Here is a 26767-nt window from a genome sequence, read left to right on the forward strand (position 1 = left end):
CGTCTACTCGCGTTTTTCTGAAATGATTCGGTTGATTGCGTTTAGCATCGCCAAAATCGTGCTCTCAACGCTGTCGGTACTAACTCCGATGCCTCGGTAAGTCTTGCCTTTGTATTCCACTTCCAGATTTACTTCGCCAATCGCGTCCCGACCCAGCGTGGCGCTGCGGACGCGAAAGTCTTTGCAGACCACTTCGATGCCGGTGATCTTTTCGACAGCCCAAAACGCAGCGTCGATCGGTCCATCGCCCTGCTCTACCCTTTGGGTCTTTTCATCGTCGCCATGCTTCAGCGTGACCTCGACCACTGGCGTACGATTTTTGCCGCTGGTGACCGTGTAATCGATCAACGCCCATTCCTGTTCGACGCTACCGCTGATTTGTTGTTGCACCAACGCGATGATGTCACCGTCATAGATCTCTTTTTTCTTATCCGCCAAGATTTTGAATTGCTCGAACACCGTGACCAACTGTTCGGGACTCAAAGAAAACCCAAGCGTCTTTGCTCGGTCGGCTAAGGCTGCTCGTCCGCTGTGCTTGCCAAGCACAAGATCGGTTTTCGAGAAGCCAACATCTTCGGGCGACATGATTTCATAGGTGCTGCGTTCTTTCAGCATGCCGTCTTGGTGGATGCCGGATTCATGTGCGAAGGCATTGCGACCGACGATGGCCTTGTTGCGTTGCACTTGAATGCCCGTCGTCTTACTAACCAAGCGGCTGGCGGGGACCAGTCGCTGGGTATCGATCGCGGTCGTGCAGTTGAAAAAGTCTTGACGTGTTTTCATCGCCATTACAATTTCTTCCAGAGCCGCATTGCCGGCCCGTTCACCGATGCCGTTGATCGTGCATTCAATCTGCCCCGCCCCGGCTGCCACGGCCGCCATGCTGTTGGCGACTGCCATTCCAAGATCATTGTGACAATGCGTACTCAAGATCGCTTTATCGATGTTGGGCACACGATTGCGGACCATCGAAAATCGATCAAAAATTTCGTTGGGCGTGGTGTAGCCAACGGTGTCGGGCATGTTGATCGTGGTGGCACCAGCGTCGATCGCGGCTTCGACGACGCGGCAAAGGAAATCGTCTTCGGTTCGGCAAGCGTCTTCGGGTGAAAATTCGATGTCGTCGCAAAGATTGCGAGCCCGCTTCACGCCGGCGATTGCTCGCTGGACGATTTCGTCAGGCGTCATTCGCAGCTTGAATTCACGATGGATCGCGCTGGTGGCCAAGAAGACGTGAATCCGTCCCTGCTTGGCCGGCTTTACCGCTTCCGCCGCCGCATCGATATCCTTGTCACTGCATCGTGCCAATCCGCAGATCGTGGAACGCTGGATTGTTTCGGCAACTTTCTTGACGGATTCAAAATCACCAGGCGACGCGATCGGAAAACCGGCCTCGATAATATCGACGCCCATTTCGTCCAGCAGGCTGGCAACTTCCAGCTTTTCGGCCAGGTTCATGCTCGCACCGGGCGACTGTTCGCCATCACGCAGCGTGGTGTCAAAGATTCGGATCATCCGCGGCGATTCGTGGGGCTGCGAGGATGTCGTCATCGAAGTGCTTCCAAGAGAGTGGGAAAAGGACAGGGGCTAAAGCATAAAAGAAAAATGTCTGATCGCTAGGCGACCAGGGTTTTCAATGTGTTTTCTTCGCTGCTTCGCGAGTGAAGTAGGCCGGAACAAGCGAAACGCAGTTCCGGAAATTGCATCGCACTGCATTTTACTGTGCCGTATTGCCGGAACTTCGCTTCGCTTGTTCCGGCCTACATCATGTTGATCAGGACCGAATAACAGTATCAATGGTTCATGCGATTTCTAAGAACTTGCACTGCGGTAGCTGAGCAGTGCTTTTCGGAATACCCAACGGCTAGCCAGGACGCTCAGGACGGTCGCAACCAACGCCCAACCCATGAACATCCATTCTTGGTCGGTGCGGGGATCGATCGGTTTGGCGATCAGTCGCGCTGGCACATTGACGACCAACAAAACGGGAATCACGAAGGTAAAGAAACCGTACAGCGGTGCGCCCCAACCGCGATTGTAGATTTCCATCGGGTAACGGCTGAAGTTGGTGATGTAAAACCAAAAATTGTACAGCGTTTGATTGCGACCCAACCAAATGCTGGTCGCGCTTAAACAAATCATCAGGCTATACATGATCGTTACGCCGCAGGCCAAGAAAATCAAATACAGAATCACCGACAGTGCCGACGGAATCATCGGATCGACGTCTCGGGTGGCGAGTCGAAATAACGCGACTCCCGCGATCAACAGTCCTGCGAAGAAGTTCGACAGCGCACTCCAATCCATCCGACGAAACGAAATCAGGAATTGAGTGTCAATCGGTTTCAGTAAAGCAAAGTCCAGCCCGCCGGTCCGGATCATCTCGCTAAACTCTTCCGCGTTGGGCATGAAGAACGCTTGCACCAATGAATTGATGAACCACGTCGTTGCGATGAACAGAAAGAATTTTTCGCGGTCCCATCCGCTGCCTTCACCGATCGTGTCGGTGTACTGAAAAATGATCAGGTAAAAACCAACGTTCATCGCCGTCCAACCCAAACTGCTGATGCATTGCAGAATGAAGTTGGTGCGAAAGGTCATGTCACGCACTAACGAGTTCCGCGCGAACGTTGCTAGGACTTTTCCATAGGAAGGTTTCATTTGCGTCAGCCTCCGTAGCCACTGTAACGACGCACGCCTCGATTAAACGCAAACCGGCAGACCACGATAAAGAACGTCAACCAAGCCGCTTCGATTGCCATTTCCATCGGCAAGTCCTCGTCCGGGATTTTTCCCAAGAACACCGCCGCAGGAAAGTAGGCCAAGTATTTTAAAGGCAGAAAAGTGACGATGGTTTCAATCGAATCGGGCAACAACGAAAGTGGAAACATGTGTCCCGACAGAAAGAAACTGAACAGCATGTAAATGAACAGCAGCGAAGAGACTTCCAAGAACCAGAAACCGATCATTCCAATCGCGGCTTCCAGAAAAAAGCCAATCATGAATCCCATCAGCAGCGTGCCGATGAACGCAGTCATGCGATACGGTGGCGGCCAACCATCGACGAAGTAATCGCGGCACAGAAAAAACACCAACGCAAATGGAGCGATCGCAACCGCATAGAACGCTAACTTGTGTGCGATCCGCGTCAGCAGCAGCAATCCGATCAGGTCCACTGGTTGGATCAAGTAACGTTTGATTTCGCCTTCACGAATCTCGCGAGCGATTCCGGACGCCAAACCAGGCATGCTGGAAAACGCTCTTGCGATCATCGTTAGCAGGTAGTAAGCAACGATCTCGCGAAACCCAAATCCGCCAATCGTTGCGGCTTCTTCGCCTTCGGCATTGCCGATCGCATCGAAGACGGCGAACCAAAGGAACACCTGAGTCACGATGGGCAGAAACCGCATCAGGGTGCCGAGTGCGAAATCACCTCGATAAACCAATCGTTCACCGAGTGCCGTCTTCAAAATTGATCCGTAAGTCCGCAATTTTTGGCGGGTTCCGGTCAAGTGCGTCGGCACAGAATGGGTGGGGGAGTTAGCGGCAGTACTCACAAAGTGACTGTATGAAAAGGAAGGAAGCAAAGAGCTGGTTTCCCACCTTGATAGTCGTAATGCTGGATTCAGGGTAGGCCGTGGCAAGCCTTCAGCGAGGTGCGGCGACGCTAGTCCTGGAGGGACGAAAGCTCGGTGCCGGGTGCGAAGCCCCCGGAATCAATGCAACAAACAACCTTCTCAGCCTGGATCACCGGGCAATGCGGTAGGCCCGGCCGCTTACGCGTCGCGGCTCACTTTAGTCGCCCGGTCGTGACGCGGCTCGCTGCACTGCGGCCCGCTGCACTGCGTTACGCGGTCGTGAACAGGCTGCCGCGGGTTCGTGGTGCGGGCGCTGCGGCGGGCTGACCCAGGAAACCGTCGCCGGCTGGTTCGCGTTCAATTGACTTTAGCGTGTCGGTGAATTTGGCCTTCGAATCACCGATGCAGTGCGCGGTCAGGTTTCTTACTTCTTCGGGATCGGTGATTTCAGAGATCGGTGTGATTCCGCTGGCGGTTTGCGCCACGACCAGAATACGACTGCCCAAGCGAATCATCGTGATCCGTGTTCGCGGGTCGATCGGCGTGGTGCCGAGTGTTTGAATGACCTCGTTTGGAATCGCACCGCCCATGGTCTTGGATCCGTACTTTCGCGACACCCAAACCAGAGCTGCGAACAAGCCCAAGACAACCGCCAAACTGGACGTCACGGTTACCAGCGGTGCGGCGAACTGGTTCTTGGATTCACTAGCAGTGACTGGTTCGCCATCGCTGTTATTACTGATCAGCAATTTTGGAAACGAGCTTTTCTTTGTCGGTTCAGAAGCAACCGCAACATCCGGCGGTCGTCCGTAAACAGAGGCCTCGACGTTTTCACGTCCGGCGAATGATTGATGGTTGTAGTCTTGGCCGTTTGCGACTGGTGAACTGACGACTGGTGAACTGACGATTGATGAACTAATCGCGAACAGCAATAGAGTGCAAGTGACGATGATGGATCGATTCATGCTGCGTTTTCCTGGAAGCCGATGCTGAGGCCGTATTTCGCTCCGCTCAATACGGTTTACCGAACCTGCAAAGCAAAAAATTCAACTACGCGCCGACAAGCTCAGTCACGCGTATACAGAAATTATCGTTCATCACCAATACTTCTCCGCGAGCAACCAAGCGTCCGTTGACAAAAATATCAACCGGGTCGCCCGCCAACTTGTCGAGCGCCACGACGCTGCCGCCGCGAAGTTGCAGAACCTCTTCCAGTCGCATGCGGGTTCGACCGAGTTCAACCCGCAGGTCCATTTCCACTTCGCCAAGCAAATCGATCGGCTGCGACGGATTGGCGTCTGAATCGGGTGTCAGATCGCCGAGTGCATAGGGCTTGGGCGAACCATCGCCAGCGGCCGCGGGTGCTGAATCATCAACGGCTTGATCAAGATTTTGCGATGCCTCAGCGAGCAGTTTTTCGATGTCGTCTGTCGCGAGACTCTCTTGTGAGTCATCGGCACCGACATCGGTTGCTTTGTCAGTGGCAACCGAAGCGGGCGAATCGCTACCTGCATTTTCACCGGTTTCCGCCGGTGTGTCAGTTTTGGCTTCGTCGTTTTCGTTGGTGGGATCAGCCACGTAAGCGTCCTTCCGTTGGACAGTTTCACGCCAGTTTTCTGGCTTAGAAACAGAAACGTTCTATTGTTCGATCAATTGATACGCTTTGAAGCCAACTCCAAGCAACATGTCTTCTGAAAGCAAATGATTGCATTCAGTCAAAATGCGACGTTCCAGCATTCCGTGATTGTTCTCGTTCAGCTCTTCCATTGAACTGTTGCGAATTTTTCGGCGAATCGCGTTTCGGAGCCTGCCTTCTTTTTCGACAAACTGTTCCTTCATCTTTTCTTCGTTTTTGGTCAGAATTAGCCCGTAGATATCAATTTCGACACGGTAATTCTTGACTGTATCGTGTGGGCTAAAAATTTCGCCGTAGCGTCCCAATTGAAATTCGATCGGCTTATTTTCGTCGGTCGCCTGTTCCGCCGACTCGACGTCCAATTCCTGAACCGACTTAATCAACTTAGCTTCGGCAAGCGCGCTGACATCTTCGGCACTGGGCACCAAGAAGAAGAACATGGCCGTTTCCAGCAACACGATCACTCCCACGAATGCCATGATCAGCACCCGTGAACTGCTACCTCCAGCACCGGAGCCGCCTGCAGCACTGGATTGGGGCGTTTCTTCGCCGTCGACTTCAGGTTCGTTGTTTTCGTCAGCCATGATATTTGAATCGTGATTACGTACGGGTTCGACTGTTTGAGCCGTTGATGTTGATCGTCGCCGCATTTCTTTCATCGGCTGTTCCGAGCAAATCCTCGACTGTTTCGTCCAGCATGAAGGCTTCGACACGCGGGTTTTGCGTGACGGATCCACCATGACCACTGGTGCTCATCGGTTCGCTGTCCGCGGCCGATGAAATGCGGAATCGTGCTGATTCGATGCCTTCGGTTTCAACCAAGTATCGACGCACGGCCGACGCTCGCTTGATGCCCAACAACATTGCCTGATCGGTACCAGCGGTACGAGCGGCAAACTCTGCCGAGACGTGTCCGCGGATTTCGATCTTCTGTGGTTTCCCACGAAGTTGTTTCGCCAGGTTCCTCAGCACTGCGATGTCGTTTTCGCCAAGCTGGTAAGAGCCCATCTCGAAAAAGACCACGCTGCCCACCGCTGTCACTTGTCCAGGACGGACGATTCGGACCAAGGGGTCTTCGCCAACAGGAGCCTTTTCTGGGACTCCGCCGACCGCGGTGTCTTTCTTCTTGGCCCGGCCGGTCGTCGCCAACGGTGTGAACGCAGTGGAACGCGGTTTCTTTTCACCGGGTGACAAAGCGTCCAGTGTTTTCTGGTAACCGAATTGTTGCTGCATCGAATCGACGAGCGCCTGATAGGTTTCTTCTTCTTTGATCTCGCTAAGCGAAACCAACATGATAAAGAACGTTAACAGTAGGCTCATCATATCACCAAAGGTGACGACCCATTCGGGAATGCCAATTTCATCTGATTCTTCGTCCATGATTTACTCCTCACCGCGTTGGCTAGGTGGCAAGAACGTCTTCAGCTTTTGATCGATCGCACGCGGGCTTTCACCGGACTGGATCGCCATCACGCCACGAATGGCGATTTCCAGGCTAACCATTTCGTTGCGGCTGATCAGTCCAAGCTTTTCGGCGAACGGACAGAAGAACACGTTGGCGACAATCGCACCGTACATGGTCGTGATCAAAGCCACCGCCATCCCGGCACCAATGCCCGACGGATCGCTCATGTCTTGCAACATCATGATCAAACCCATCAAGGTTCCGATCATTCCGTACGCAGGTGCGAAACGCCCTAGTTGATCCATGATGCCTTTGCCCTCTTTGTGCCGAACCGCGATCGCTTCGGTTTCGGTTCGCAGGACTTCTTCGACCACCTCAGGCGTGCTGCCATCGACTGCCATTTGAATACCTGTTTTAACCAACGGGTTGTCGATTTCACCGACCTTAGATTCCAAGGCCAACAAACCGTCGCGGCGAGCCGTTTCGGCAAGGTCAACGATTTGCTTGATCAGGCCAAGGCGATCTTCGCCCTTGTTCAAGATCACCTTCAACGCGATCTTGGGCGACTTCAGCATGCTCTTCAGCGGGAATGCGATCAGAGCGGCTGCGAACGCACCACCGATCACGACAAGCCCCGAAGGAACGTCGATGAACGCGGCGAACGGAGCGTTGCCCATTGCGATCGAGCCAAGGATCAAGCCCATGGCAAGAATCAATCCAATAACGCTGGCGATATCCATAGTGTTTTAGCTGCAGTTGGTGAGGTCGAGGTTTAGGATTGGTCAGCAGAGACGTGGGACTTCAAGGCCGTCGGCGGTATGAAGTGTTTTCGTTGTTGATAACAAACAGCTTGTTCGATCACGTCATCCATCGATTCAGCGACCACGATGCGATCGCCCGACGTCAGTGTGATGAACGTGTCAGGACGCTGTTCGACATACTTGATCAAATCACCGTTAAGCACAAAGTGCTCGCCGTCGAGTCGAGTTAGTTTGATCATCAAGAAGTCCCCGTTTTGATTCGTACTCATTCAGCAGTTGTGCGACTGCGAATGCATTCGGTGCGGATACACTGAACGCTCAAAGCTAGAACACGACTAGGGATCAGGTCGTATGTTGCAAAAAAGAAACATCGTCTACCGACATGGAATCTCTTCCGTAGCCGGTGCAATCGTTACAGTCGTCGTGGCCGATAGAGATCCAGGGTCTCGCGACCGCCAAGCCGAGCAAAAACGTCAACGATTTGCTGATAGCCGGATCGAAACTGCCGTTCGATATCGTCCGCAGCCACGTCATCGAACTCGCCGCCGATCCGAAACCAATACTCCGTCGATGCCGGCAGGGATTGGTGCAACGAGTCATCATTGCCGGTCGCGACAATCACGGCTTCGACATTCAACGTCGACTTTTCGCCACTGGCCGTTTGTAAGTGAAGGCGAAAATCATCGGGAAGGAACTGTTCAACTTCGGGTTCTTCGTCTTCTGAATCCAGTTCAATCGGAACCAACTCAATCGAATCCACCTTCGTTTGAGTCATCACACGACCGCGCATCAGATCGGTTTGGGTCAGTCCCACCAATCCATCGTCGATCCACTCCCCAATCGTGGTTGGCAAAACCTGCGGACCTGATTCATGAGCCTGAGTCGCCAGAGCCGACATTGCCAGAGACGACAAGCAGCGATCCGGCAAAACCGGCAGCGGTTGATCACGCATCGCTTCAGCCGAACTGCCAATCGATTCCGCTTCGATCAAAGTCACCGCATAGCCAAGAAATCGACCATACAAAGCAGCCTCCACCCCCAACGCACCGCCCCCAATCACGGCAATCGTACCGGGCGGATCGAGCGTGGCGAATTCAAGCGACGAGTCAGAATCGGGCTGCATAATGTAAGACGCGGGAGAAAGTTTGCTGGAGAGTCGGTGCATCAGCGGTCAGGATAATGAAAACAGAGTGATGTAGAGAGTGGTGTTCAGCAACCGCCACCAGAGTTGTTTTGCAAAACCAGAGCTTTCACAGAGAAGTGTCGAAAACCTGTTGTTTGCCGACTGCAAAACTGCTGATATCGATGGCGGGTCGTTCGCCTAAAATGGCATCGGCAAGCGTGACGGCGGTGGCGGGGGCCAAGTGGATTCCGCTGCGGTAGTGACCTGATGCGACCCACAAACCTGGTTGGCTGGGCACCGGTCCGATCATCGGGAATCCGTCGAACGTCATCGGCCGCAGTCCCGACCACGCGGACACTCGCGATGCTGTCCGTAAACTTGGCACCGTCGCAATCGCAAACTGATGCAGCGTTTCCAGCATGGTTTCATCCGTGGACAGATCGAATCCGGATTCCTCTTCACAGGATCCCACCAACGTGTGTCCGTCTTCGCGAGCAATCACATAACGGTTGCCAACGTTCACAATACTTTCAATCACTGGGCGGTCTGTTTTTAGAAGTAACATTTGTCCGCGGATCGGGATCAGTGATTGGTTCAAATGCAATCGATCGGCCAGACCGCCGGTCCAAACTCCGCTGCAAAGGATCGCATGATCGGCTTTGATGGTTGTACGATCGGCAAGCGAAACGACTGCGGTTCCCCGGTTACTGGCGACATCGTGACTGGCGACATCGTTACTGGCGACATCAACAACTTCGCAGCCTTGGCGAATGGTGACGCCTGAACTAACACACGCTGCATGCAAAGCCTGGGTCAATCGTGGTGGTCGGATTTGGTATTCGTCGGGAACCCACCACGCGGCAGCGCTGGGTGTCTGAGTGGTCCAGTTTGCAAGACTAGGTTCGCGTCGGGCAACGTCGGGCAAAGGCACCGCGTCACACTGGATTTGCATTTCATTCCAATATGCAATCATCCCCGCCATCAACGCTCGTTCCCCCGCGGTTTCGGCAAGGTACCAACCACCGCATCGACGCAATTCAATGTCAATCGAGGTCTCTTTCAAAAGTTGTTCAGACCACTTCGGATAAAGTTGGTGCGACAACCCGCGTAAACGGTCCATGGGATCGGTTGCGTGTTCCAAGTTGGCTGGCGGCAAAATTCCTGCGGCCGTCCAAGTGGTCCCACTGCCGACTTCGCCGCGATCGATCAGCGTGACCTCGCAATCTCGTCGTGCAAGTTCCCACGCCAAGGAGAGTCCGACCGCGCCGCCGCCGACAACGATGATGCTAGGATTCATGTTCAGTTTTCAACACTTGGTCGATGGATTCAGAAAGTCGTTTGACGGATGCAGCGCTCGTTGGAAAATTCTCAGCAAGCGACGTGCGAAGTCGGTTCAGTTCAACTTCTGTGTCGACATCTTCTTGCGTTGGTAGAAAGGAAACTGTCATTCCAACTTCTTTGATGCGCTGACAAGTGACATCGAACACGTCATCTTGGCTCCAGGCAATTTCACTGAACACGCGTTTTGTTTGCGGATTCAATGGAGCTCGGAACCCGATTAAATAGTAACCCCCGTCCGCTGCTGGTCCCAAGACCGCGTCGCTATGACGCAGCTTTTCCAGAGCAAGCGTGATGTCAGATCGGCAAATCAGCGGGCAGTCAGCACCGATCAGGATTGCCTTTTGGAATATGGCCTCGCGTTTGGGGGGCTCGTGTGCGGCTAGATCATCTGCACCGAGTTGACGGTCAAACCAGCGATACATTCGGTCTCCCAGATCGCCTTCGCCCTGATCAACAACGTCAACGCATTGCTCGTTCTGTTCCAGATTCCAGAGTGAAATCTGCTGGCGACTGACTTCCAGGCAATCCGACGGTGAAGAAACCCATTGGGTGTGCCAGCCTCTTTTCCCGGATTCATCTCCGGTCATTTCCGACAGCAAATGACCGACAAACAACTGATGAAGCTGCGCGGACCGTTCCATTCCGATGGTGGAACCCAATCGAGTCTTCACGCGGCCGGGTTGCCAGAACTTTGCCATCACTCCCAGCACGGAGGAATGCTCTGTTTGCTTTCGTTTTTGCTTGTTATCGGTCAGACTCATCATTTGCAGACTAGGGTAGGTGGAGAGAGCTTGACAGGTGCTGGGTAAATCGGCACGCCCAGAATTCCCTCGGCCAGTTCCCAATGGTTTCACTGATTGCCCTAGAATTAGAAACTTCTCACATGCACCGTGCCAGCGACATGATTTGCAACATTATGATTTGCAACATTACGGAACACGGCTAGCAACCACAGTGAGCGATCTCGGCTGGACGCCCATGACGCAAAAAAAAATCGACTCCGAACACTTCCTGAAGATTGTCGCCAAGAGCGGCATCGTTGATCCTAAGGCGCTTGACCGCCTGGTGGGAAAGGTGCGCGAAAAACTCGATGGTCGATTGCCCAGCGATCCAAGGAAACTTGCCGCTCTGTTCGAGAAAAAGAAATTGATCACACCGTGGCACTCCGAAAAACTGCTGGCGGGAAAGTATAAAGGTTTCTTTTTAGGCAAACACAAACTGCTCGGTCACATCGGTACCGGCGGAATGAGCAGCGTCTATCTGGCTGAACACATTCGCATGGGCGACCGACGTGCGATCAAGGTGATGCCCAAAAGCCGCGTTGCCGATGCAACTTACTTGGCCCGATTTCAACTGGAAGCCAAAGCGATCGCTTCGCTGAATCATCCCAACATTGTGCTGGCCTACGACATCGATAACGAAGGTGATGTCCATTACATTGTCATGGAACATGTCGATGGATTGGATTTGCAACAACTGGTCAAACGTGACGGTGCCCTCGACTTCTCCACCGCTGCCGACATTATCGCTCAAGCAGCAAGAGGCTTACAGCATGCGCACAGCAAAGGTGTCATTCATCGGGACGTCAAACCGGCCAACTTGTTGGTGGATCCCGACGGTGTGGTCAAGCTGTTGGACATGGGACTGGCACTGGTTGCGTCTGGGGAAGAAGAATCATTGACGGTCGTCAATAACGAAAATGTTTTGGGAACGGCAGACTACTTGGCACCCGAACAGGCTCTCAACAGTCATACCGTCGATCATCGTGCTGACATTTATGGCTTGGGTTGCACCTTGTATTTTCTGCTGACAGGAAAGCCGCCGTTCTCTGATGGAACCCTGGCTCAACGTATCGCTAAACATCAAACGGAAATGCCACCACCGATTTGTTTGCATCGTCCAGATTGCCCGGGCGAATTGGATGGCGTCTGCGTCAAGATGATCCAAAAGGATCCCAAGTACCGTTACCAAAACGCGGCCGACGTTGCCGAAGTGTTGGAAAGGTTTGCGGCGGCAGTTCCCAAGGGCGCAAAAATTTCAGTCGGCTTGGGTCAGCAAGTCGATCCGTTTGGCGATTCTTCGTCAATCTCGTTGGATGATCTTCAGCGTCTTTCGGGAATCGGTAGCGATACCGTTAGCAACAAGAACGAAGAAACGCTTGCGGAATCGCGTAGTCGAATTCTGCGGGAAGGCGGCATCAGCAGCGGTGACAGCGGTCGATTGGTGGACGTCAAACTTCGCTCTGATAGTTTGGGCGGCAGTTTTTTGGATCTGCAGTTGGAATCTGGGTATCGTCCAAATTCCCAAGTGGGCAAAAACGACAAGCAATTTGATTCCTCCAAGTCGGGTGCGTCTGAGGTCCACCGGAGTGTCAGCAGCGTCAGCAGTTTGTCTGGGTCCGCCGACGGGAAATCAACCGTCAGTTTGGATCGTCACGCCAGTCGATCCGGTCTGTCTCATTCGGGCAGTCGAGGTTCTGGGAAAACTTCTGGGAAAACGTCTGGGAAAAAAAAGTATGGTGGAATGAACCCCTGGTTGATCGGGACTTTGGTGACGGTACTGTTTTTTGTCGCCGCTGCGATCGGATTTTTTCTCGCCAGAGTGACCAGCTAGATGAGTGTTGTTCTTACGAGGCCCTACGAATTTGTCGGGCCTCATCGCGGCAACCTCTGGCCGTCACTAATTCAGGCTCTTCGGATCGTTGATTGGTACCTCGCCAAGAAAGAAGGTGTGGTCGATTACGATTTGCGAGGCATGCATCATTGGCAACAATCGTTGCAACGCGGCGATGGGATTTTGTTGGCACCGAATCATTGTCGGTACGCCGACCCGTTGGTCATCGGCAAGCCTGCTAGGCAGTTAGGGACGCACGTCTTTGCGATGGCGTCTTGGCATTTGTTTAACACCGGATTTTTTGATTCGTTTGCGATTCGCAAAATGGGTGGCTTTAGCATTCATCGCGAAGCGTCGGATCGGCAATCGCTGGAAACCGCAATCTCGATCTTAGCCACCGCCGAACGTCCACTGATCCTATTCCCCGAAGGCACGACCAACCGAACCAACGATGTGCTGAAGCCGTTGCTTGATGGTGTCGCATTCATCGCACGAACTGCCGCCAGGCGAAGGTCCAAAGTGGATCAAGGTAAAGTTGTGATGCATCCGATGGCACTAAAATACTTGTGCGTCGGTGACGCCAAACCTTGGGCCGAGCAACAGCTTTCGCAAATGGAAACGCAACTTGGATGGTCAGGTAAGAATCATCAAGGCTTCAACGATCGCACCGTGTTGCAGCGGACTGTCGCGTTGGCCGAAGCCATGCTGTCGCTAAAAGAGATCGAACACTTCGGGCATTCGGTCAGCGGCCCGCTGCCGAACCGTCGCGATGCATTGATCGACCACTTGCTGACAACAGGCGAATCTCGCTTGGCTTTGGGCGACGACAAAAATGACAAGATGAATGTTCGTGATCGAGTGCGTGCGATTCGATCCGAAGTTGTATCGCGTCAATTTGGTCCTCGTGATCAGTCCGTGCAGCATAATGTTGCAAGTTTTGATCAGGCCAGCTTGCAGCAAGAAGCAGACAATGCGAATTTGGCGCAAGAATTATTGTCTTATCCCGATTCGTATCTGCAGGGTGACGAAGTGACGGACACCCGCATTGTCGAAACGATTCAGCGGATGCAAGAAACATTCTTGGGGAAAGCCAACGTCGAGATTCCGTTGAAAGTCGTGATTCAGTGTGACGAAGCCATCGAAGTTCCCGCCGCCAAAGCACCGCGTGGCGAAACGGATCCTTTGATGCAGCAATTGGACCAGCGGCTACGATCCATGGTGAACGCGTTGTCAACCGAAGCAAGAACAGCAACCCAAGCCGGAATGGCTTAAAAGGATCTTAGAAATGATTGTAGGTATCCCCAGTGAAGTCAAATCCGATGAGTATCGGATTGCAATGTTGCCGGTCGGTGTAGAGGAATTGGTGCGACGTGGTCATCAAGTGATTGTGCAAGCGGGTGCCGGTCTTGGCAGCGGATTAGCAGATCACGATTATTTGCGGGCTGGTGCAGAATTGGTTGCCGGTGGCAGCGATGTGTTTGAACGCGCGGACTTGATCATCAAAGTCAAGGAACCGCAACCGAGTGAGTTTGACCTGATCCGTTCGGGCCAGTTGCTGTTCACCTACTTTCACTTTGCCGCCAGTCGTGAATTGACCGATGCGATGGTCGATAGCGGATCCAGTTGTCTGGCTTACGAAACGCTGCGCGACGCCAAGGGACGTTTGCCGTTGTTGACGCCAATGAGCGAAGTAGCCGGGCGAATGAGCATTCAACAAGGTGCGAAGTATTTAGAGAAGCCGCAAATGGGTCGTGGGATTTTGCTTGGCGGGATTCCCGGTGTCGCGCCAGCTCACATTACCGTTTTGGGTGGCGGCGTGGTCGGTGCCAACGCCGCTCGGATCGCTGCAGGGTTCCAGGCGGATGTTGTCATCCTTGACGTTGACTTGGATCGGCTGCGGTATCTCGATGACGTCATGCCGGCCAACGTCAACACGTTATTCAGTGACCGGTATAACGTTCTGGAACAGCTCGAGCGCGCGGACTTGGTCATTGGGTCGGTGTTAATTCCCGGAGCGAAGGCTCCGCAATTGGTCCTTGCCGAAGATCTGTCGCGTATGAAACCTGGCAGCGTCATCATCGACATTGCCGTTGACCAAGGTGGTTGCATTGAAACAAGCAGACCCACGACTCACAGCGATCCAACCTTTGTCGTCGACGAAGTCGTTCACTACTGCGTCGCCAACATGCCAGGCGCGGTCGGCCGGACCAGCACGTTCGGACTGTGCAACGCAACCTTGCCATGGGTCTTGCGACTCGCCGATTCAGGATTGCGAGCAGCGATCGATAGTTCACGACCGCTGCGAGCGTCGCTCAACATTCACCAAGGTAAGGTCACCAACAAAGCGGTTGCCGGTGCCTTTGACTTGCCATTTGATTCGATGGAATAGCTCTAAATCGTTTAACCGCGTGGAGCGCTTTTTAAATTGATGTAGGCCGGAACAAGCTTTGCGCAGTTCCGGCAATCCGACAGTAGTACAATGCAATTGCCGGAACTGCGCTGCGCTTGTTCCGGCCTACACAAACGCTCAATCGTTTAACCGCGTGGGCATCGCCCCGCGCGTTCGGCCCCGCGCGACCTCGCGAATCAACAATCTCACACGCACAGAACACACGATGCACATCATTCGACTCAGGCGACCTTGGACAAGAGACTCTGTGGACTCGTCCGGCGATCTGCATACCGATTCAAAGGCGGACGTGCCGGATTCGGATCTGTCAAATACGTCGGATAAAAAAATCTATCGGCGGTCTTTCAACCGCCCGACCGGCCTAAGCGAACAAGCACGCGTTTTCTTGGCCATTAGTCAATGGCAAGGAAGTTTGCAAAGTTTGCAAGTCAATAAGAAGGCAATCGAGTGGAACGATCCGATGGAAACCCCGCTTCGGGTTGAGATCACCAAGCAGCTTGAATTGTCCAACAAGATTGAAATTCAGATTGCAAAATCTGGCGATCAATCACCGCTGTTGTGCGGAACCGTTCACATTGAAATTGACGATTGATCACGGAACGTTGTTGCTGTTTTATGCGAACGCTATTTAACCGTATGCACCACCACTGAATTGTGAACTTTTTCGATCAGCTTGGTGCCAGTCATGAATACGACGCGGTCACCTGTTTTTAGCAAATCGTTTTCTTTGCCCCAGTTAGACATCGCTTGGATGAACTCGGTGGGTTCGCCAACTGATTCGACGTGGAACGGTTTAATGCCCCACATCAAATTCATCCGACGCAGCGTTCCGACTGATTCGCTGACGCCCAATGTCGGGATGATTGAACGGCTTTGGCTCTTTACCCATGCGGTGTTTCCACTGCGAGTTGCAATGACCACCAACTTCGCACCAATCGATTCGGCAACGTTTGTCGCTGCTTCGGTCATCGCCGACGTCACTTCGTGGACGCGTCCGACTCTGCGGTGTTGTTTTTGACCGAACGATATGCTGGTTGACGTTAAGTCATTCTCGGTGCAGCACATGATATGGTTCATGGTCTGCAGAGCTTTGACGGGGTGATCGCCGATCGCCGTTTCACCGCTTAACATGCAAGCGTCGGCACCGTCCAGAATCGCGTTGGCAACATCGCTGACTTCGGCGCGTGTTGGGCGACTGTGATGGTGCATCGATTCCAGCATTTGTGTCGCCACGATGACGGGTTTGATTCGGCTGCGGCAAACTCGAATGATGCGTTTCTGTGCGACGGGTGTTTCCGCGATGTCGATTTCGACGCCCAAGTCACCTCGGGCAACCATGATCGCATCGGTTGCGTCGACGATTTCTTCCAGGCATTGAAGCGCTTCGGGCTTTTCGATCTTGGCAACAATAATGGCTTTGGAATCGTGTTCATCTAATAGTTTTCGCAGCGAGTGGACGTCTTCGGGTGATCGGACAAAAGACAAGCTGATGATGTCCACTTCGTTTTTGGCGGCCCAAATTGCGTTATCGATATCGCGAGGCAGCATGGCCAGGACGGACAGCTTGACGCCGGGTAGGTTGATGCCTTGGCGAGACCGGATCGCGCCGCCTCCGGTCACCACACACTCGGCTCGTTGCTCGGTAGCCTGAGTGACCCGCAGCGATACCAATCCGTCGGCCAGCATGACTCGGTCGCCGACTTCCAATTCAGAAATCAAATTTTCATAGGTGCTGGTCAGTTCAAGTTCGCTTGGTGAGTCGTCACCGGCGACGAAGGAGACTGTCATTCCTTCGTCCAGTTGCAGCGGTTCTGTAACAAGCTGACCCAGTCGGATTTTGGGTCCGGCCAAATCGACCAGCACCGCTGCGTGGAAATCCGCTTCGGCCGATGCTTGGCGAACATTGTCCAGGGTTTGTTGGTGGGCAGCCCGATCTCCGTGGGCGGTGTTGATGCGAAACACGTCGGCACCGGCCTGGATCAGCTTGGTAATCATTTCCACCGAGTCGGACGCGGGGCCCAACGTGGCAACGATTTTGGTACACGCTTCACCGGCAAAAGGGCGTTTTTTGGGAATCGATGGAGCAGCAAATGGAGGCATCGTTTAGCTTTTGCAGAGCGTGGAATAGATGGGGAAAGTTTCAGAGATTACAGTAGGGTTACGGTCTTCGATCCAAGAGGTTATCCGAGAAACTGAGATTTCAAACAAGATGAACGATGTGAATAAGGTCGCTGTGGTGACGGGAGGCTCTGCGGGGTTGGGCTTTTTGATCGCTCAAGCTCTGCTTCGACAAGACTACTTTGTCGTAATCGTGGGACGTAGCGAAGAACGACTCCGCGAAGCCGCCCGGCAATTAGAGGCTGGATCGGTCAAAGGTGTCGCCTTCCAGGTTGCTGATGTTACCGTTTCGTCGGACGCAAAATTAGTCTTTGATGAAGTTTTGAAGAATCAAGGGCGACTCGATGTCCTGGTGAACTGTGTCGGGCAAAGTGATCGCGGGCAAATTGCGACACTGACGGTCGATCGACTTAACGAACTGATCAATCAAAACGTCGTCTCAGCAATGCTGTGCTGCCAGTCAGCAATAGAGTTGCTTGAAAAGTCCGGTGGAGTCATTGTCAACATCGGTTCGCTAGCCGCAAAAGTCAGTCCGCGTTTTCTAGGCGGTTACGCGATCGCCAAACACGCGCTCGCTGCCATGACGGGACAAATGAGACTGGAGCTGAGACCCAAGGGCATTCACGTCGGTCTCGTCAATCCAGGCCCGATCCGTCGCAGCGATGCGGGCAGTCGTTACGACAACCAACTCGATGCAAGTTTGCCGGATCAGGCCAAAAAACCTGGCGCGGGAGCACGGATTTCTGGACTCGATCCGCAACGAGTCGTCAACCAGGTCCTCCGCATGATCCGCAAACGCAAACCAGACATCCTGATACCCGGCTATTTGCGATACCTAATCGCCGCTGGCCAAGCCACGCCACGTTTCGGCGATTGGTTGCTGATGAAATTCACTTCGGGAAAGTAGCCAAAGGCGACTCTGATTTCTGCGGAACCAAACTGCGTTGAAAACGTCTATACTGTTGTTTTGCAAAACAACTGTTCTTCTTGACGTTTAGGTTAGCTGATGAGATCGTACCATCGTCGCCAAAAAACCGTTCGTAATCGCCGACGGCTGAGATGCGAATCGCTTGAAAGTCGTCGCTTGTTGGCAGCTTCGCTGGGATTTGATTCAGTTGGATTCGACACCGATAGTTCCTTGGCGGAAGGCGAAGATCAGACGTTTGTCGTCACGACGCTGGATGACGAACTCGATCAGAATCCGGGTGACGACTTGTCGGACCTAAGTCTGCGAGAAGCGATTTCGTTAGCAAACCAGCTTGCAGGCCGTGACACGATTTCGTTCGCCAACGGGTTGACGGGAACGATCGAATTCGAGGTTGGTCTGGGGCAGCTATTGATCGATGATCCCGTCGATCTAATTGGGCCAGGTGCCGATGCAATCACGCTGAATGCGATGAACAATTCGCGAGTGATCCAGTTGTCGGCCAATGCTGGTGATGTTCGGATCGAAGGCTTAACTCTGACCGGTGGACGCACGACCGCTGATCTAGCCGGTGGTGCTGGGATTCGATCACTATCGACGGGGATGTTGACGATTGATGGTGTCGTGATCACTGGCAACAATACCTTTGGTCAGGGAGCTGCCGGCGCGGGGGTGATTTCCGGTTTTTCGATTGCCGACCGAGATAATCCCGGCAGCTTAACCGTGATCGATTCGGTGATCTCCAACAACCAAACAGGCAGCTTGTTCGCCGGTGGTGGTGGAGTGTTTTCTGGTGGTGGAACGCTGACGATCTCGGGCAGCACCGTTTCGGGAAACCAAACCCAGGGCGAGAGTGCGATCGGTGGCGGTATCTACACCACCAACACCGTCGTCACAATTACAGACTCAACCATCAGCGGCAACTCGACCAGGGGAATCAATTCAAGCGGCGGTGGCTTGGCGATTCAAAACAGTACCTTGGATATTCAATCCAGCACAATCTCAGGCAACACCACCGCTGAGCAAGATTCACTCGGCGGTGGCATCTTTGCGCGGCGAACCGACGTCACCCTGATCAACAGCACGATTTCAGGGAATACCGCTACAATAGAAAATGGTGGTGGCTTGTATGCGTCGCGAGGAACGGTTGACATCAACCACAGCACCATCACGGGCAACCAGTCCGGTGGAAACGGTGGCGGTGTCGCGGTACCAGAAACTGCTAGCCAAGTTGTACTGACCGCTGTTCATTCCATCATCGCCGCCAACACCGACACGGCCGGCACCGCACCTGATTTGTTGGTCGGTGATTCGCTTGACACAGCCGGTTCGGTGACGTTCAGTTTGATCGGCAACAATGCTGGGACTGGGCTAACCGAATCACAATCGGTTGACCCCAGTTCCGGTAATCTGGTCGGCGATTCAAGCGGCAGTGGTCTGATCGACCCGTTGCTCGGCGATCTGGCTGATAACGGTGGTCCGACGCTGACGCATTCGTTGCTAGGCGGAAGCCCCGCAATCGACGCGGGAGATACCAATTTCCCGAACCCACCAACCGAACCCAGTGAAACGACCGATCAACGCGGTGACGGGTTCCCCAGAGTCATCAATGACCGAATCGATATTGGATCCTTCGAATTCTCGACGATCGTTTCGACGCCTACTTTAGACTTTGGCGATGCCAGCGGTGACTACGCCGTCTTGGCATCCGATGACGGAGCCCGGCATGTTGTGTCATCATTGTTTCTGGGAAATCAGGTCGATGCAGAAGTTGACGGACAGGTTTCCGCAACCGCCGACGGTGATGGCTCCGACGATGATGGTCTGATCGCGATCAGCGATTTTGTGACCTCCGCTAGCAGCAGCACGACGGCCGCTTACCTAGTCACAGCGTCCGAAGCGGGGCGTTTGGACGGTTGGATTGACTTCAATCAAGATGGCGATTGGTTGGACGCAGGCGAACAGATCTTTGCCAGTGTCGATGTGACCGCCGGATCAAACACCCTGCCCTTCTCTATTCCCGCTGGTGCAAATTCCGGGACCACCTTTGCTAGATTCCGCATCAGCACCGCAGGCGGTTTGTCGCCGCTTGGTCAAGCAGATGACGGTGAAGTCGAAGACTATCAAGTAACGTTGCTTGATGGCTCGGCAACACCCAACGTTGGCATACAGTTTTCCGGTGATCAAACAAGCGTTGCGACCGAGTCGGGTGAAGCGGTTGTTCGGATCGGGACGGTGGAAGTTTTTCGTGCTCCGTTAACGGCCACCGGAACACTCACGTTGACCGGTGCGGAGGAAGACACGACTTTGACCGTCAACGTTGTCGACGGAATCGATCTTCCCAACGGCGGACTCAGCATCGTCGGTGGTGCGGGCAGCAACACGTTGTCGGTCGTCGGCGATGGTGGTGCAATCGATTTCACCTCCGCCAATATCAATGTGACCGGTTTTGGAACTCTCGATCTATCCAATCCTGATTTGAATACCGTCACGATTGATGCGCCGACCATTCAAGCCTGGTCGCCCGCCACCGCACGGCTTTCCATCTTATTGGGGGAAACGACACCGGCGTCTGATGGTAGCACCGACTTCGACACGCTGATCGTTTCCGACGCGGAGGATTGGTTGATGGCGGATCCGGTCACGGTCGACGGCCAGTTCCGGTTAACTGCCGAAACTATTGATGGCGGCGGAGAAACAATCGAGGTTAGCAAGCCAGCGGTTTGGCAAAACGTGTTGCAAATTAACGATGTCAACAACAACGGCACAGTCACAGCCTTGGACGCACTTCAAATCATCAACGAATTGGCGCGAGGAACGTTTTCAGATCCAGATACTGGAATTTTGTTAGACCCGCTGACGATCAGTGATTTCCCCGGTCGGTACTTTGACCAAAATGGTGACGGACGAATTACCGCATTGGACGCGCTGCGAGTCATTAATGAGTTGGCACGTCAAGCCGACAATTCAGCAACCGACAGTGAATTTGAAGGGGAACTCGTTTCCGGTTTGACCGAAGCCCAGCAACTGCCCGTTCGAAACGAGGTCAGCGAAAGTCAGCAAGACGATGACGCGGAAGCAACCGACGTGGCGCTGAACCAGCTTTTCTAAAAGGTTCTCAAACCTAGGAACAGTCCCGAAATAACTTCCGGGTTTTCCCGTAGCTGGGCCCGCCGGGGTTCAGTACCTGCTCAGTCCACAAAAAAGGTGTCAGGTACCAAAAAGTGAGAATAGGTAATACAGAGATGTTCCGAGCAATCAAAGGGTTGCCTGTCACCTTTATCTTGCGTTCCTTAAACCTAGGCCGTGAGTCGGATAGCTTCACACGGCCTCCATGCTCCCAATTTTTTTGTCGCTAATTTTTTTGTCTAACCTTCACCGGAACGCGTGGTGTGCTTGCCAGCCTAGGAGCGAGGTTGGGAGGATTTTGACAAAAAAACTAGCGACAAAAAAATGGTGTGCTCGTGATAATCCCAAACGGGGACAGCCAAAATCTCAAACGGGGACAGGGCATACCAAACGGTGCCGGGACAATCTGCAATCGCACTTGCTATCATTTCAGTTCCAAACGGGGACAGGGCATGTCAAACGGCTCCGGGACAATCTGCAATCGCACTTGCTATCATTTCAGTCGACAACTCTCGCTCGTGCCCTGTCCCCATTTGACCCTTTAAACCTAGGCCGTGAGTCGGATAGCTTCACACGGGCTTCATGCTCCCAATTTTTTTGTCGCTAATTTTTTTGTCTAACCTTCACTGGAACGCGTGGTGTGCTTGCCAGCCTAGGAGCGAGGTTGGGAGGATTTAGACAAAAACATTAGCGACAAAAAAATGGTGTGCTCGTGATAATGCCAAACGGGGACAGGGCATGCCAAACGGTGCCGGGACAATCTGCAATCGCACTTGCTATCATTTCAGTCGACAACTCTCGCTCGTGCCCTGTCCCCATTTGACCCATTTGACCTTGCCCTGTCCCCATTTGACCTTGCTTGAAACCTAATTGTATCGAATCACGTTAGCGTTAAGCTGCTTGCAGTCGGGCCATTACGCGTTTCCACGCCAAACACTTTGCCAGGTCAAAGGCTGTCATGCCGTTGTTGGCTTTCTTTTTTGTATCCGCTCCGTGTTTCAGGCAGACATCGACGCCGTCCAACGATCCCGCCAACGCTAATTGATGTAGGAATGTGAACCCGTGGGCGTCATCGGCCTGCTCCAGCATTTCGGGATTCTCTTGCAACGCTTGCTCGAAAGACTCTCGCATATTGACCGACATGGGATGCTCGGCTGCGGCCACCTTTTTGTAATCTTGTGGTTTCTGCGGCACCTTCTTGAATTTTGAAAACAACCCTTTCTTCTTCGGTGCTTCGTCGCCGAGATGGCTTGTTGGCACCAAGGGGACAACCCCAGCATCACCAAAATCATGCCCCCAAGCTGCATCGTGCTGTTTACGTTCACTCGCACTCATCCGACTTCGCATCAGATCCACCGTGAATCCACCGCAGACTTCTCCCGTGCAAACGTACATCCAGTCACCGACCTGCTTGCCGGCGATTTTCACTTGCTGACCTTCGTGATAGGTCTTCAACGAGTGAGGCTTATTGATCAGTGTGCCTTCGACATGTCGGCCATCGAAGTCAATGTCCATCAACCACATGTGTTCGACTTCTAATCCGCCCGGGTTGGCCGCCCGAACTTCGGCAGGATCGGACAAAGACGCTTTCACGGCGGCCAGTTCGAGTCCTGGGATGATGCGACGACGCTCCCAAGCCAACTCTCGCCAAAAGAACTTGAAGGTCTGACGAGCTTTCTTGCTCGCCTCGAACATCTCAGGATCATCACCGGAAGAAAAAAAGACAGGAGGATCATCGCTCACGGTCGGTACCCATTTAACGGTGCGGAAACTTGCGGATGTTTTTTAGGCGACCGCCAAACAAGTCGCCCAACGCAACCCTAAGGTACAGCCTCCAAAAAGCCACGTGTGCTTGCGACGGAGCAAACTCCTGCGGATCAAGGAGAAAGAAAGGGAACGGGGGCGGTTGCAATGCAAAACATTTTTCAAAATAGGTGATAAACACGGGCAGGGCGTTTCCTCCATGATCTGGTGGTGGATGGCTGCTGGATTTTTTTGTTGCTTCACGCTTAATTGCGAGTGGACGCTTGGTTGTGACTATTCGAGAAGAGAATGGTGCCAGAATTTACGAGTCGGCGTAGCACTCAGTGACGCAAATGATGCAAGTCATTGATGCGGAAGAAAAGTTTTGGCGGGCGGCCACTGTTGGTCCGACCTTTGGGACAGATCATAGGTGTCGGCTACCTTCCACCCTTTCGCGAAACATCTCGTGCGTGGTGAGTACAAAACTTTGTGTTCTCTGTGCCCTTTGTGGCTAGCGAATCGCCAAACGGCGAACGTTTTCAGCCACAAAGGGCACAGAGGACACAAAGGAAAGCGACTTGATGCAAAGCGATTTCATGGTCGCACATCGATGGGTGGCTCGATTGAGCATCGCGTGAAAAACAACTGATATCGCGAAACTCGTAGAGAGATTTGGCCGTGCAAGAAATCAAACGTCTCTGCGACTTTTGCTACCTAAGGAACGAGCGGGAAATTAGTGTCGCCTTTCGCGGAGCGAAAGTAGCGAATCCGCTGCTTTCGCGGAGCGAAAGGCGACTATAAAAGTCGCACGTTCCTAAATCAATGCCGCTATCGAACGTTGCCGCACTACTCTGCCGTGTCTTCGTAGATCGGCAGGTGGCGGTAGTAGACTTCTAGGTTCAGCAGGTTCATGGTCGTCACGTATAGACGTCCCGCATGCACACTCCAGCGATCGCGAACTGGCAACATCGGATCCCAGCTTCCTGCATAGGGACCGTCTTCGAGTTGGCTTTCTAGCAACACGGGATTCAGGTTGCGGTTCCAATCCTTCCAGTAATCACCGCCCATGTGGAACATCACTTGGGTTGCGTAGTACCAGTAATAAGCGTCGCGTTGGGGCGATTGAGGCGTGCCCATTTGCGGCGGATATTCCAATAAGTAATCCGCAGCGGATTGCATCGCGGGCGTGTCGCGACGCCAACCCGAATACATTCGCATCAACATGCCAACCGATGTCATCGTGGGTGTCGGCTTGGATCCGTGACGCTGGGTTGGGGTGTTGGGGGCGTAAGGATCGTATCGGTATCGGTCGCGGCGATCGGGTGATTGCGCGACGCTAAGCCAACGATCGATTCCTTTGTAAGTTTTTTCAGGAGCGTTCAAACCGGATAGCTGTCCGCTTTTCAGCGCCATCATCATCCAACCGGTCACGCTGGTGTCGGCGCTGACCTGTGGCGTGTATCGCCATCCGCCTCGGGTGCGATGCTGTGTTGCGGCGATGTAGTTGAGTGCCAATTGCGCTGGCTTTTTCAGGTCAGGATCCTGAGTCATTCCGTAGGCTTCCGACATCGCCAGCGCCGCGATGCCGTGTGAATAGAACGCGACGTTCCGATCGCTGGTTGCATTCTCTTTGCGATAAAGGTCGCCATTGGTTTTCTGATTGTCGATCAAAAACTTCAATCCGCGGCTGACCGTATCGGCGTATTGATGTTGGCGATGCGTGTATCCCGCTCCTTGATACGCCAGCAAGCATAGACCGGTGGCGGCAGTATCGCTGCGCAGGATCACCTTGCCGCCATGTCCTTGCAGCGACCAACTGCCATCTTCATTTTGAATGCTGTCCAAATACGCCAAGCCGCGTTCGATCGCCTCTTCGGTTGCCGGTCCCACCATGCCTGACGGCGTCGGCGCACGACCACCTTCGGTTCGCATGATCCGGCGGTTGAACGATTCCACCGACGCGACCTTCGTACCGAACGGTGTCGCCGGCCCACCAACGTCGCGTCGCTGGCGGGTTCCGGTCGTCAGATCAAGCGAAGCAATCTTGGGCTGTTGATCCGATGGAACAACGCCCGCGGTTTTTCCGATCGCGTCGGCGAACCCGATCGGTCCTGTGGCGGCCATCAGATCAAGCGATGGACTCTGATTAGGCGTCGTGCGATCGACTGCGGCGGCGTCCGCGTTCTGTCGTCGAGCGATCTCGGTTGCTTTGACAGACGCGGACATTTCGGCTGGAATCGATTCAGCGGTAGCGTCCGTTGAATTTGCATCCGGGCGACTGACCGATTCAGCAACCGCTTTGGTGTTGGGCATTCCGGCCGGGTCGCTGCCAACGCCAAAGTCAGCAGTCTTGGACCGTCCAGGTCGGCGGAACGCTTGGCCAGCATCGACGTTTGGCAAACCGGCGGACGCGGCTAACTGATTTCGCGTTGCAGAGATAGCCGATGTTTCGCCTTCGATTTTTGGGTTGCTAGAAACAACCGCCGACGTGCCAGGCGTCAATTGAGCTCCGGTTGTTTTTCCTCGCTTCAGCAAAGTTGATTCAATCGGCGCGATCATTCGATCCGCTGCGATGGATTGACGAGCGACTGGAACACTTCGCGGCGCGGGCGCGGCACCGGCAGGCTCAGCGCCGCTTGGTTTTGCGGTCGCACGTCGTTGTGGGCGACTCAGTCCCATGTCGCCGATCCGCGGAGGCGATGCATCGTTTTGGCGAAGTCCCGCCAGCGGTTGAATCTTTGACTCGGCCATTGCTGGCTCAGGCATCGATGGACTCGTCATCGACGCAGTCATCGCAGAGGTCGATCGTCGTCGCGGGGTGTCATCAGAACTTCGTTCGGCCGCCTCTTGCATGACATCGGCTCGGACCGCCGTGCTGGGGGCGATTGGTTTTGACGACGGTCTGGGGACAGGTTGGTCAGCAGCGTTTTGGCTTCTCGCAAGTTTGGCCGGTGAATTTGATGGCTGCGGTTTAGATTCCGATGCTGTTTCGCGGCGAAGCAAATGTTGTTTGTCCAAACGACGGATCGGCGTCGGTGGCCGCGGCATTTCTAATTGAGCGGCGGAATGCTCGACCGGCGGTAGCTTGCGTTGTTCCCGCGGTGCGACCGGCGAAGCGGTTTCCGCATCAGCGGGTTTCGACCAATCAGGTTGTGCATCGCGGTTTTCAGTTGTCTTGAACAGATATTCTGGAACCGTCCGACTGACCGGTGAACGCTCGGGTTTGACTCCCATCACGCTTTGCGGATTGTATCGGCTAAAGATTAAAACGCCTGTCGCCAACATCAGCAGCAACAAGTGCAGAGACACGCTAAACAGAAATCCAATTTGGATTGATTTCTGAACGTAGTGCGATGCGATCCGGCGCAGGACAATGTCCATGGCAATCGCGATCAACGGAACCGAGATCACGTAGGTCCATGCGTTGTGCGTGGGGCGAGAATCGCTGAAGCTTAACCGCGTCGCGATCAGGTACATCACCAGCCCGGCAAGTCCGGCGATGCAGACATCCAGCGGCCACATTCGATCCGAATTTGGATCGTGGTCATTCGTTTGAGTCACGCTAGCCATTGGGGCCTTCCTGTGTCGTCACGCTGTAATCGCTGACACCCGTTCGATTGCAAACATCCATCACGCTAACGACCGGCTGAAAACTAGTGCGATGATCCGAGCGAATCACGACGGTTTGACTGGTTGGGTTTTCAGCGACCGCCAATTCTAGCACCGATTGTAATTCGGTCAGCGCTTTTAGCTTTCCACCAACGTAGATGTTTCCGCTGGCATCAATGTCCACCACGATTTCGCGTGGCTTGCTGGTCATCGGCATCGCACTGGTGGCCGTTGGCAAGACAATGTCCAAACGCCGCTCTTCATCTTCAAATTCGCTGGTCACCAAGAAAAAAATCAGCAACAAGAAAACTACGTCAATCAGCGGAGTGAGGCTGAGGGTGCTGGCGACGGAGGACCGCTTTATTTTGATAGCCAT

At 53.7% G+C, this 26767-nt stretch carries 22 protein-coding genes; 6 read left to right on the plus strand and 16 right to left on the minus strand.

What is annotated here, in order from left to right; all coding sequences use genetic code 11:
• Nucleotides 1–3: 3 nt before the first annotated feature.
• The 12 genes from RC85_RS05210 to RC85_RS05265 form a co-directional block, all read right to left on the minus strand.
• Complete coding sequence (locus RC85_RS05210) at nt 4–1551, minus strand: 2-isopropylmalate synthase (RefSeq protein ID WP_149752794.1); 1548 nt, start codon at nt 1549–1551, stop codon at nt 4–6.
• 261 nt (nt 1552–1812) lie between these two features.
• Nucleotides 1813–2661 (minus strand): ABC transporter permease, encoded by an 849-nt coding sequence (locus RC85_RS05215; RefSeq protein ID WP_068259443.1) that lies wholly within the window; start codon nt 2659–2661, stop codon nt 1813–1815.
• Nucleotides 2662–2666: 5 nt separating this feature from the next.
• A complete protein-coding gene (locus RC85_RS05220; protein ID WP_420821379.1) occupies nt 2667–3557 on the minus strand; it encodes an ABC transporter permease in 891 nt (296 codons plus the stop codon).
• 290 nt (nt 3558–3847) lie between these two features.
• Nucleotides 3848–4543, minus strand: coding sequence for a FliO/MopB family protein (locus tag RC85_RS05225; protein ID WP_068259449.1), 696 nt, complete (start codon nt 4541–4543; stop codon nt 3848–3850).
• An 85-nt stretch (nt 4544–4628) separates the two neighbouring features.
• Nucleotides 4629–5156 carry a flagellar motor switch protein FliN gene (gene fliN, locus RC85_RS05230; RefSeq protein ID WP_084422359.1) on the minus strand — a complete coding sequence of 176 codons (528 nt, stop codon included), beginning with the start codon at nt 5154–5156 and terminating at the stop codon, nt 4629–4631.
• Nucleotides 5157–5216: 60 nt separating this feature from the next.
• Nucleotides 5217–5798 (minus strand): dihydrolipoamide acetyltransferase, encoded by a 582-nt coding sequence (locus tag RC85_RS05235; RefSeq protein ID WP_068259452.1) that lies wholly within the window; start codon nt 5796–5798, stop codon nt 5217–5219.
• A gap of 16 nt (nt 5799–5814) precedes the next feature.
• Complete coding sequence (locus tag RC85_RS05240; protein WP_068259455.1) at nt 5815–6594, minus strand: OmpA/MotB family protein; 780 nt, start codon at nt 6592–6594, stop codon at nt 5815–5817.
• Between the two features lie 3 nt (nt 6595–6597).
• Nucleotides 6598–7359 carry a motility protein A gene (locus tag RC85_RS05245; RefSeq protein ID WP_068259458.1) on the minus strand — a complete coding sequence of 254 codons (762 nt, stop codon included), beginning with the start codon at nt 7357–7359 and terminating at the stop codon, nt 6598–6600.
• Nucleotides 7360–7391: 32 nt separating this feature from the next.
• Nucleotides 7392–7619 (minus strand): flagellar FlbD family protein, encoded by a 228-nt coding sequence (locus tag RC85_RS05250; RefSeq protein WP_068259544.1) that lies wholly within the window; start codon nt 7617–7619, stop codon nt 7392–7394.
• A 173-nt stretch (nt 7620–7792) separates the two neighbouring features.
• Nucleotides 7793–8545, minus strand: a complete 753-nt coding sequence (locus RC85_RS05255) for a hypothetical protein (RefSeq protein WP_157593883.1) — start codon at nt 8543–8545, stop codon at nt 7793–7795.
• 85 nt (nt 8546–8630) lie between these two features.
• Entirely contained in the window at nt 8631–9800 is a 1170-nt protein-coding gene (locus RC85_RS05260) for an NAD(P)/FAD-dependent oxidoreductase (RefSeq protein ID WP_068259464.1), read from the minus strand.
• Nucleotides 9790–10605, minus strand: coding sequence for a TIGR04282 family arsenosugar biosynthesis glycosyltransferase (locus RC85_RS05265; protein ID WP_068259467.1), 816 nt, complete (start codon nt 10603–10605; stop codon nt 9790–9792). The genes RC85_RS05260 and RC85_RS05265 overlap by 11 nt, the downstream gene beginning before the upstream one ends.
• Before the next feature lie 217 nt (nt 10606–10822).
• On the opposite strand from RC85_RS05265, the gene RC85_RS05270 reads away from it, so the two are divergent.
• From RC85_RS05270 to RC85_RS05285, 4 genes are all read left to right on the plus strand, one after another.
• Nucleotides 10823–12457: a serine/threonine protein kinase gene (locus tag RC85_RS05270; protein WP_084422361.1), complete on the plus strand. Its 1635-nt coding sequence runs from the start codon at nt 10823–10825 to the stop codon at nt 12455–12457.
• Nucleotides 12458–13729, plus strand: a complete 1272-nt coding sequence (locus RC85_RS05275; protein ID WP_068259468.1) for a lysophospholipid acyltransferase family protein — start codon at nt 12458–12460, stop codon at nt 13727–13729.
• A 13-nt stretch (nt 13730–13742) separates the two neighbouring features.
• On the plus strand, nt 13743–14846 hold the full coding sequence (gene ald, locus RC85_RS05280) for an alanine dehydrogenase (protein WP_068259469.1): 1104 nt from the start codon (nt 13743–13745) through the stop codon (nt 14844–14846).
• A gap of 226 nt (nt 14847–15072) precedes the next feature.
• Nucleotides 15073–15459, plus strand: a complete 387-nt coding sequence (locus RC85_RS05285) for a hypothetical protein (protein WP_149752793.1) — start codon at nt 15073–15075, stop codon at nt 15457–15459.
• Nucleotides 15460–15491: 32 nt separating this feature from the next.
• On the opposite strand, the gene pyk is transcribed toward RC85_RS05285, so the two are convergent.
• Nucleotides 15492–16967: a pyruvate kinase gene (pyk, locus tag RC85_RS05290; RefSeq protein ID WP_068259473.1), complete on the minus strand. Its 1476-nt coding sequence runs from the start codon at nt 16965–16967 to the stop codon at nt 15492–15494.
• Between the two features lie 109 nt (nt 16968–17076).
• Between pyk and RC85_RS05295 the strand changes: the two genes are divergently transcribed.
• On the plus strand, nt 17077–17892 hold the full coding sequence (locus RC85_RS05295; protein WP_068259475.1) for an SDR family NAD(P)-dependent oxidoreductase: 816 nt from the start codon (nt 17077–17079) through the stop codon (nt 17890–17892).
• A gap of 99 nt (nt 17893–17991) precedes the next feature.
• Nucleotides 17992–21021 carry a choice-of-anchor Q domain-containing protein gene (locus RC85_RS05300; RefSeq protein ID WP_068259476.1) on the plus strand — a complete coding sequence of 1010 codons (3030 nt, stop codon included), beginning with the start codon at nt 17992–17994 and terminating at the stop codon, nt 21019–21021.
• Nucleotides 21022–21930: 909 nt separating this feature from the next.
• On the opposite strand, the gene RC85_RS05305 is transcribed toward RC85_RS05300, so the two are convergent.
• The 3 genes from RC85_RS05305 to RC85_RS05315 form a co-directional block, all read right to left on the minus strand.
• Nucleotides 21931–22782 (minus strand): DUF2314 domain-containing protein, encoded by an 852-nt coding sequence (locus RC85_RS05305; protein WP_235033306.1) that lies wholly within the window; start codon nt 22780–22782, stop codon nt 21931–21933.
• Between the two features lie 846 nt (nt 22783–23628).
• Complete coding sequence (locus RC85_RS05310) at nt 23629–26352, minus strand: prenyltransferase/squalene oxidase repeat-containing protein (protein ID WP_068259478.1); 2724 nt, start codon at nt 26350–26352, stop codon at nt 23629–23631.
• Nucleotides 26345–26767 (minus strand): ExbD/TolR family protein, encoded by a 423-nt coding sequence (locus RC85_RS05315; protein WP_068259480.1) that lies wholly within the window; start codon nt 26765–26767, stop codon nt 26345–26347. Before RC85_RS05315 ends, RC85_RS05310 begins: the two co-directional genes overlap by 8 nt.

Origin of the sequence: Rubripirellula obstinata, from assembly GCF_001642955.1 — a bacterium.
Taxonomy (GTDB): domain Bacteria; phylum Planctomycetota; class Planctomycetia; order Pirellulales; family Pirellulaceae; genus Rubripirellula; species Rubripirellula obstinata.